This window comes from Dolichospermum circinale AWQC131C, from assembly GCF_000426905.1.
Lineage (GTDB): Bacteria > Cyanobacteriota > Cyanobacteriia > Cyanobacteriales > Nostocaceae > Dolichospermum > Dolichospermum circinale.
In genome coordinates this window covers 197,810-204,880 of the sequence record NZ_KE384601.1, presented here as the reverse complement: position 1 = coordinate 204,880, position 7,071 = coordinate 197,810, and the positions used below count along the sequence as shown (strand labels likewise).

At 37.1% G+C, this 7,071-nt stretch carries 10 protein-coding genes and 1 pseudogene; 5 read left to right on the top strand and 6 right to left on the bottom strand.

All coding sequences use genetic code 11. The features are described from left to right. The 6 genes and pseudogenes from ACIR131C_RS26700 to ACIR131C_RS0107735 form a co-directional block, all read right to left on the bottom strand. A partial coding sequence (locus ACIR131C_RS26700) for an ATP-binding protein (RefSeq protein ID WP_035371634.1) occupies nt 1-507 on the bottom strand: 507 nt, incomplete at its 3' end. 69 nt (nt 508-576) lie between these two features. Then, nucleotides 577-987, bottom strand: a complete 411-nt coding sequence (locus ACIR131C_RS0107755) for a hypothetical protein (protein ID WP_028089736.1) — start codon at nt 985-987, stop codon at nt 577-579. A gap of 295 nt (nt 988-1,282) precedes the next feature. Next, nucleotides 1,283-1,792: pseudogene (locus tag ACIR131C_RS0107750) on the bottom strand (nickel-dependent hydrogenase large subunit); the annotation flags it as partial. 92 nt (nt 1,793-1,884) lie between these two features. Further along, nucleotides 1,885-2,847 (bottom strand): hydrogenase small subunit, encoded by a 963-nt coding sequence (locus ACIR131C_RS0107745; RefSeq protein ID WP_028083588.1) that lies wholly within the window; start codon nt 2,845-2,847, stop codon nt 1,885-1,887. Between the two features lie 481 nt (nt 2,848-3,328). Further along, complete coding sequence (locus ACIR131C_RS0107740; protein ID WP_028083587.1) at nt 3,329-3,535, bottom strand: RNA-binding S4 domain-containing protein; 207 nt, start codon at nt 3,533-3,535, stop codon at nt 3,329-3,331. Nucleotides 3,536-3,586: 51 nt separating this feature from the next. After that, complete coding sequence (locus ACIR131C_RS0107735) at nt 3,587-4,048, bottom strand: nitrate reductase associated protein (RefSeq protein ID WP_028089734.1); 462 nt, start codon at nt 4,046-4,048, stop codon at nt 3,587-3,589. Nucleotides 4,049-4,299: 251 nt separating this feature from the next. On the opposite strand from ACIR131C_RS0107735, the gene ACIR131C_RS0107730 reads away from it, so the two are divergent. The 5 genes from ACIR131C_RS0107730 to ACIR131C_RS25980 all read left to right on the top strand — a co-directional run. Continuing rightward, nucleotides 4,300-4,914, top strand: a complete 615-nt coding sequence (locus tag ACIR131C_RS0107730) for a molybdenum cofactor guanylyltransferase (RefSeq protein WP_028083585.1) — start codon at nt 4,300-4,302, stop codon at nt 4,912-4,914. A 247-nt stretch (nt 4,915-5,161) separates the two neighbouring features. After that, nucleotides 5,162-6,130, top strand: a complete 969-nt coding sequence (locus tag ACIR131C_RS0107725) for a hypothetical protein (RefSeq protein ID WP_028089733.1) — start codon at nt 5,162-5,164, stop codon at nt 6,128-6,130. Between the two features lie 10 nt (nt 6,131-6,140). Continuing rightward, a complete protein-coding gene (locus tag ACIR131C_RS0107720; protein WP_028089732.1) occupies nt 6,141-6,404 on the top strand; it encodes an asr0689 family protein in 264 nt (87 codons plus the stop codon). Nucleotides 6,405-6,412: 8 nt separating this feature from the next. Beyond that, on the top strand, nt 6,413-6,637 hold the full coding sequence (locus ACIR131C_RS0107715) for a hypothetical protein (RefSeq protein WP_028083582.1): 225 nt from the start codon (nt 6,413-6,415) through the stop codon (nt 6,635-6,637). 207 nt (nt 6,638-6,844) lie between these two features. After that, nucleotides 6,845-7,071, top strand: a 227-nt coding sequence (locus ACIR131C_RS25980) for a hypothetical protein (protein WP_035371633.1), incomplete at its 3' end; no start/stop codon positions are given.

Genomic DNA, 7,071 nt, shown 5'->3' with positions numbered 1-7,071 from the left:
AAAATTTTCGGGACGGTTAGGAAAACCATCTCTTAATTGTCGTAAAACTGAAATTAATGTTTGGTCTTGTAAAGAATCAATTTCATCTATTAATAATATTAAAGGACGATTTATAGCTTTTGCCCAACCTCTTAAAAAAGCCTTAATTCTGCTTCCTGGTTCTTCCTGTTGCCATTGTTTTGCAGGTGGTTGTAATTCTAGAGGTAGACTATCTTGAATTGTATTATACCAAGTTCCTAAAATTGCTAATTCTGCGGCGATGGGATCATGATTAAATGCACTTCCCACTTCCACTGATACCATGACTGCTGCATAATTTCCTGTATCAGTAAGTTGCTTTGCTAGGGCTAACATGGCGGTGGTTTTCCCTGTTTGTCGTGGTGCATGAAGGACAAAATAACTTTCTTGTGCAATTAACATTGATAAGTCGGGTAAACGACTGGTGGTTGAGAGTGTATAGTTTTTTTTAGGGTTACATGGACCTGCAATATTAAACCAGCGAGTCATGATGATTTTGGTAATAGGTGAACAATTTAAGTTTAGACTATTTTCAGGTTAGGGCGGGTTAGGAAGGCTTCAATTTAAATCGTGACCTCTTGGTGGTGATAAATCCATGACTTCGGTAAACCGGGAATATTTCACCTCACTAGTTGGGGGAAAGTGTGCGGAAATAGCCATTAAACCGACTTTGATATCCTCAAAGAAAATCACACCACCAATTCGTCCGCTTGCTTGCAATGGTCCATGGAAAAATTGATGTCGGGGAATATGGATAAGGAGAGAATTGGTAATTTTGACGTTTTGACCAAATAGTTGTTGACAGGTTTTTTTGACAACTGCATCTATATATTGATTCTGGCTAGGTTTTCCCAAGTTGATGAATTCGGGATGATCCGCAAAATGATCCATGTAATATGTCCAGATGTTAGACAAATCTTTTTCTTCAGTGAGGATTTGCTTGAGTTCTTGCCATCGTTTAAAATTCATAATCAGGAAGGAGATTAAAAGAGGATAGGTAGATTAGATTATTCTTTGCTTACTAAAAATTTATCATAGTTATGCGATCGCAGAGTGTCCCGGTGAGAACTAGCGCGACCTAGTAATCTCTTCCAGTGGCTATTCCAGGGTTAGGGAAAAATTAGGTAACGGTTGAAAACACCAAATAGCCGTTAGTAGATAAAAATAAATGGACTTATGATGTAGCTATTTAAGGAAAAATCAGGGAATAATCAAACCTATCCTTGTAAATCCTGACTATATCAGCAATTCACCGATTTATTGCCATATAACTGCTGTGCGGCCATTGTCCACCTAATAAAGCGTAGATTTCTACAGGTTTTCCAGAAATGGTAATGCCGATTTCATAGGATTTACCTGTGAAAGCAGCAAAGCGCCGACAAGCTTCATCATAAAAGTGACTGCGGCGATAATTTTTATTAGTTAAATCAATGGCAAATAGGCCGTAAAAATAGCGAGGAATACTTTGAATTGTTTCGACAATTTGCCCTAAGTTTCTCGCTAAAATTGCATTTCTGGGAACTTCTGTTCCCCAAGCTGTGTCCAATGCCCAAGAGGCAGAACTGAGGTGAGAACCGCCACAAATTCCACAAATTCTGGGAGTGACAATTAAGCCGGCTTGGGGATCTTTTCCGCGTAAAATTATTTCAAAACCCCGAAAAAGTTCGGCATGAGTCCAGGCGTTTGTGACATATCCATTTTCGATTTCGACACGCACATCTAAATCACCCTCGACTCTACCAACGGGTGAAATATCTAAGGTTTGAATTGGCATATTTTCTGGGTAATTGGTAATTGGTAATTGGTAATTGGTAATTGGTAATTGGTAATTGGTAATTGTTTCTACTAATGACCAATGACTAATAACTAAACGGTAAAAAAGTCTTCCTCTGCCCATTTTGGGGCTGTGTCTTTGGCGACAACGGTAAGCACTGCGTAATCTTTATGGTTGACTCCGGGGGGTATTTCTTTGGGTACTCCCATGACGGTTTGGGTTTTAAAAACTGTTCCGGGTTCAAGGTCAAAAAAGGGAAATTCCGGTTCTGTACAGCCTAAACAGGGCATTCCAGCGCGGGTTTTGGAGGAGACGCGGTTCCAAAGAATACGGTTACAGGAAGAACGGGTCATGGGTCCACGACAACCTAAGTCGTAAAATAGACAACCTTTCCGTTGTCCAAATTCCCCGGTTGTGGCTTTGTATGCAAAGTGAATGTTGCGGGTACAACCGGTTTGGGTGAAGGTGTTAAAGAAGGTTTGGGGACGATGTAGTTCATCGAGAACTATATCATCAATTCGTCCGGTGGCGATCGCTACTAATATCTGCGTTATCCAGTCGGGGTGTGCGGGACAACCGGGAATATTAATGACGGGTAAACCACCTTGACTGACAAAATCTGAACCTAAAAAACCGCCTTTTTCCCGTTTCAGAAATTGTAGTCCTTTGGAGTCGCTGGGGTTGGGTGACATTGCGGGAATTCCCCCCCAGGTCGCACAGTCTCCTACTGCGACAATGAATTTGGCAACTTTGGCTAAATCGTTTAACCAATCTTTCATAGGACGGTCTGCAAACCGGTTCCATTCTCCTGTACCATTAGGGGCGTTAACTACGCTGCCTTCAAATACCAAAATATCCAGGGGCGTTTTCCCTAAAATACAGTCCCATAACATGATTTGGACGTTATCACCCAATTCTAAACCCAGGGAAGGATGCCAAAGTATTTTCATGCCGAAATCAGCAATTAAATCACAAGCTGTCGGTTCTTCCGCATTCAGAAATGACATGGTGTTACCTGAACAAGCACCACCTTGTAGCCAAAGTACATTAGTCATTAGCTATGTATTTTTATATATGTTGACAATGGACAATTAAGGAAGTTATTTAAGGGTATAACTTACCCTTTTTTCAGGATTTAGCTTGTAGATTTTGACCCTCTTGATCATTAATTTGGACTCCTATTTGATTTGTGGGCAACATTTGTATTAACCAACCACTTGGGACACAGAGATCACGGAGGAGGAGAACAGGGAGATGTCTATGTCTACTGCAATTGCCACAAACACATTTTCTTTAGGAGTGCTATAGCTATATTTGTTATTATAATCTAAGGTATTATTTAAGTCAATTACCTTTTTTCTAAATAAAACTTAAAAGTTTTTGAATAGGCAAATGGCAGTAAAATAACAAATAAATAACAAGTATAAAAATTAATTAATTATCAGGACGTGATCCAGCAGTTCCCGATCTTATGAAGTACAGATATTAATAATAAAACTCTTGTGGTGCGGGCATCTTGCCTGCACAAAGTGTACTTCACTCAAGCTCAACTTGCTGTATAATTTCCCCTACTTTAAAAGTTTCTCGTCCTATTGTCACTATATCATCATCTCCTAATTTCCGGCCTCTTCTTGTTTCCACTATACCATTCACTTTCACCTCACCATCAAGTATCAACAATTTCGCTTGACCTCCCGTAGAGGCTATACCAATAAACTTTAAAAACTGGTCTAATTTAATCATTTGCTTTTACTAATTACTTAAAAAGTATCATCCATAGCAATATAGCAGAATTTAGGATTTTGGCAATAAATTAAATTCTACCAAAGCCGGTAAAAAGTTTTTATTTTCATGACTAGGACGACTGAGTTTAATTAGGACAAACCGCTGTAAAATGGTTAAATTTTTCCAAGCTTCGATAGTGATAATTATACCTATTTCTTGAGCTTTTTCGTCAACACTTCTGGGAATATTGGTGATATCTAACCATGGTGGATTAGGTTCAATTGGTAATTCAGCCACAGATTTAGCAGTCAGTTTTAATACTAGCTGCTGAATATAATCTCTGTAATTATGAATTTGACTATCTGTAGCACAAGGTAATATGATTAATTTTTGACGTGACTCTTGATTCATCTCATTCCATTCTGCTAATTTTAGCTTAATTCCGCAAGTATCTAGCTTGTAACGTACTAGCATAGGAATACAGCGCAAGGAATCAACAAAATCCGCTTCAAATTCAAAAAAATCTGTCATAAAATGGGTGTTATTTATTTATGAAAAATAGATTTATATAGTTATTGTAAATGATTTATGAGAAAATATCGTAGGATCTATAGCCCGCCTGGGAATTAATTCCCAGTCTCATAGCCAAAGTCATCTTTAGATGACTAAGTAACCCAAAAATTCCTGAGTAAACTTTAGTTTACTTTAGCTATTAGCCCGGAACTTAAGTTCCGGGCGGGTCTGGAAGCCAATAAATCGGATTGCTATAGAATACAAATATTATGAATATTGATTCCCAGTATCATGTTACGACTATTATTTTAGCTGGTGGTAAAAGCACTCGCATGGGTAGAGATAAAGCTTTGATTGCCATGGGCGGTGTGCCTATGTTAAGATTAATTTGTACTATTGCAGAGGCTTGTACGGATAAAGTTTATATTGTCACTCCCTGGCCAGAACGTTATCAAGAATTACTCACACCTCACAGTCAATTTATTCGAGAAGTTCCTTTACCTGGGGAAACTGGAAATGAACCCCGCACCCATGGACCCCTTGTAGGTTTTATGCAAGGTTTAGCAGCAGTAGAAACAAATTGGGTACTTTTATTGGCTTGTGATTTACCAAATTTACGGCTAGAAATATTGCAAAATTGGATAGGTCAATTAGATACAATTCCCGAAAATAAAATAGCAGCTTTGGTACAAAATCATCAAATTTGGCAGCCTTTATGTGGTTTTTATCGTCGTCGTTGTTTACCGGAATTAAGGCAGTATATTGAACAAGGTGGACGTTCTTTTCAAGAGTGGTTAAAATCTTATTCTGTAGAAGTATTGCTTTTGGAAGATCCAGAAATGCTATTTAATTTTAATCATCTTGATTCTGTAAAATTTCTATAAAGATAAGTAATTTTACTCTAGACTTTTTCTAGAGGTTGTTTTATAGTAATTAATAATTATTAATTAAATAACTCAATTATATTTTTGGTAGTAATACCTATTAATTAAAATGTGCGTTGCTGGGATTTTATCTGATTATCTATAGAGATAGAATATTTCTAGATTGATAATTAAAATTTCCGTAATTTATGCAACCTAGATATTGATAATTTAATTCTTTTCTTCAACTAGTTAGAGTACACCAATTATGATATCTAGTATGACAGATTCAGCGGTCAAAGCAGCGATCGCGGCTATATCTTCCGAGTCAGCAACAACAGCAGAAAAAATCCAAATGCTGATGGAAATTGCTACAGGTTTACAAAAAAAGCCGCAAACATCCCAAGATTTACGCCATGCAATTGGGCTATTTGACCGTGCATATCAAATGTGTGGGGAGGAATACGTTTTACTGAAAGCACGGGCTAAGGTGGGCAGGGCAGGGGCATTACAGATGATTCCTGATGGTGATTCCCAGATGTTGCAAGAAGCGCGGGTAGATTATGAGGAAGCTTTGCCAATTTTACAACAATTTGCCACAGCGGAGGAGGTAGCAGCAGCCCAAATGAATTTGGGTTTAGTTTTACAGTCTTTAGTTCCCGAAAATTTAGCGCGGATAACTGATAGTATTCATGTTTATCATCAGGCTTTGCGGGTGTTTACTTGGGAAAAGTATCCGCAAGAATATGCGATTTTATATAATAATATAGCGATCGCTTATCTGTCTATACCTATGTCATCAGAACGGGAATCTTTACGTCAAGGTTTAGCAATACAGTCTTTTGAAACTGCTCTCAAACATATTAACATCATTGACCATCCTAGAGAATATGCAATGTTGCAAAATAATTTAGGAAATGCTTTACAATATTTAGTAAGTTCTCATCCTATAGACAATAATTTACGGGCTGTTTTGGCTTACAATGAAGCTTTGAAAGTGCGTAATCCTCAAGATACACCGTTAGAATATGCTAACACAATTTCTAACAAAGCTAATGTTCTTTTCAACCTACCTGACAATCCTGAAAAACCGGAATTAGGAAATCAAAGAAATCTTTTGCAAGCGCGAGAATACTATCAGCAAGCTTGGCAAATATTTACAGAAAATCAACAATTTGAACAAGCGGAAATAGTAGGTAAAGCACTAGAAGATTTAGCCGCAGAAATCCAAGTATAGGAGAATCATCATGTTTGATTTTGTCAATGATCCAGAATTTATTAACTTTCTGTATAGTCTAAATACAGAATTAAATTTCACCACAGGATTTACTTGGTTAATCATTGCTGTAATTTTATCAATGGTTGGTGGTGCAATTGGTGGAATTATCCTTGCTGGTAAAGATATCGGATACAAATTTGCAGCCATAATTGGTAGTTTATTCGCACCAGCGGGGGTAATTCCTGCGGTAATTTTAGGGTTATTTATCCTGAATTTATTAGCTAATTACTAGGAGGATATATGTTAGAATTAAGTTGGTTTTCTATTAAGTTATTTTTTAAGGGTAAACTATTCCGTGACCCCATATATTTTCTGCGTCAAACTATAATTGCTAGTGGTATTGGCACAGTTATATTAGTATTACTAGCACAAGCATCAATTCCCCTTTGTATTCCCATTACTGTAGCTAGTTTAATTACGGGTGCAATTATGCCTTTTTTATTGCAAGATTTTAGAATGAAATGATTTACAGTAGGTTGGGTTGACACTAGGAAACCCAACATGATCAATAGATAAACAAGTAGGTTGGGTTGACATTAGGAAACCCAACATCAACATTTTCATTTTCACAACTTGTTGGGTTTCGCTGTCGCTTAACCCAACCTACAAATATATTACAATTATATGCTATGATAAAAATCAAGAAATTTAATAAATAATTATCCAGGGATTATGTCTGATTTTAATAACTACATCCAAGATTTACAAGAAAATAGCCAACGCGGTGGAGAACGCAGTCATTACCCCAGTCTAAAACGACTAATTGAAGGTTTAATGATTGGGATTAATGCCAGAATTGAAGAAAAAGGTAATCAAGCAGGAATACCCGATTTAACTATCAGAAAAAATGAGCGGATTTTAGGATATATAGAAGCTAAAGATATTAATATTGATTTAAA

What these genes read in the sequence shown, in the direction of transcription:
- ACIR131C_RS0107755 (WP_028089736.1), bottom strand. Translation starts at nt 987, where the DNA reads ATGAATTTTAAACGATGGCAAGAACTCAAGCAAATCCTCACTGAAGAA.
- ACIR131C_RS0107745 (WP_028083588.1), bottom strand. Translation starts at nt 2,847, where the DNA reads ATGACTAATGTACTTTGGCTACAAGGTGGTGCTTGTTCAGGTAACACC.
- ACIR131C_RS0107740 (WP_028083587.1), bottom strand. Translation starts at nt 3,535, where the DNA reads ATGATTAAATTAGACCAGTTTTTAAAGTTTATTGGTATAGCCTCTACG.
- ACIR131C_RS0107735 (WP_028089734.1), bottom strand. Translation starts at nt 4,048, where the DNA reads ATGACAGATTTTTTTGAATTTGAAGCGGATTTTGTTGATTCCTTGCGC.
- ACIR131C_RS0107730 (WP_028083585.1), top strand. Translation starts at nt 4,300, where the DNA reads ATGAATATTGATTCCCAGTATCATGTTACGACTATTATTTTAGCTGGT.
- ACIR131C_RS0107725 (WP_028089733.1), top strand. Translation starts at nt 5,162, where the DNA reads ATGATATCTAGTATGACAGATTCAGCGGTCAAAGCAGCGATCGCGGCT.
- ACIR131C_RS0107720 (WP_028089732.1), top strand. Translation starts at nt 6,141, where the DNA reads ATGTTTGATTTTGTCAATGATCCAGAATTTATTAACTTTCTGTATAGT.
- ACIR131C_RS0107715 (WP_028083582.1), top strand. Translation starts at nt 6,413, where the DNA reads ATGTTAGAATTAAGTTGGTTTTCTATTAAGTTATTTTTTAAGGGTAAA.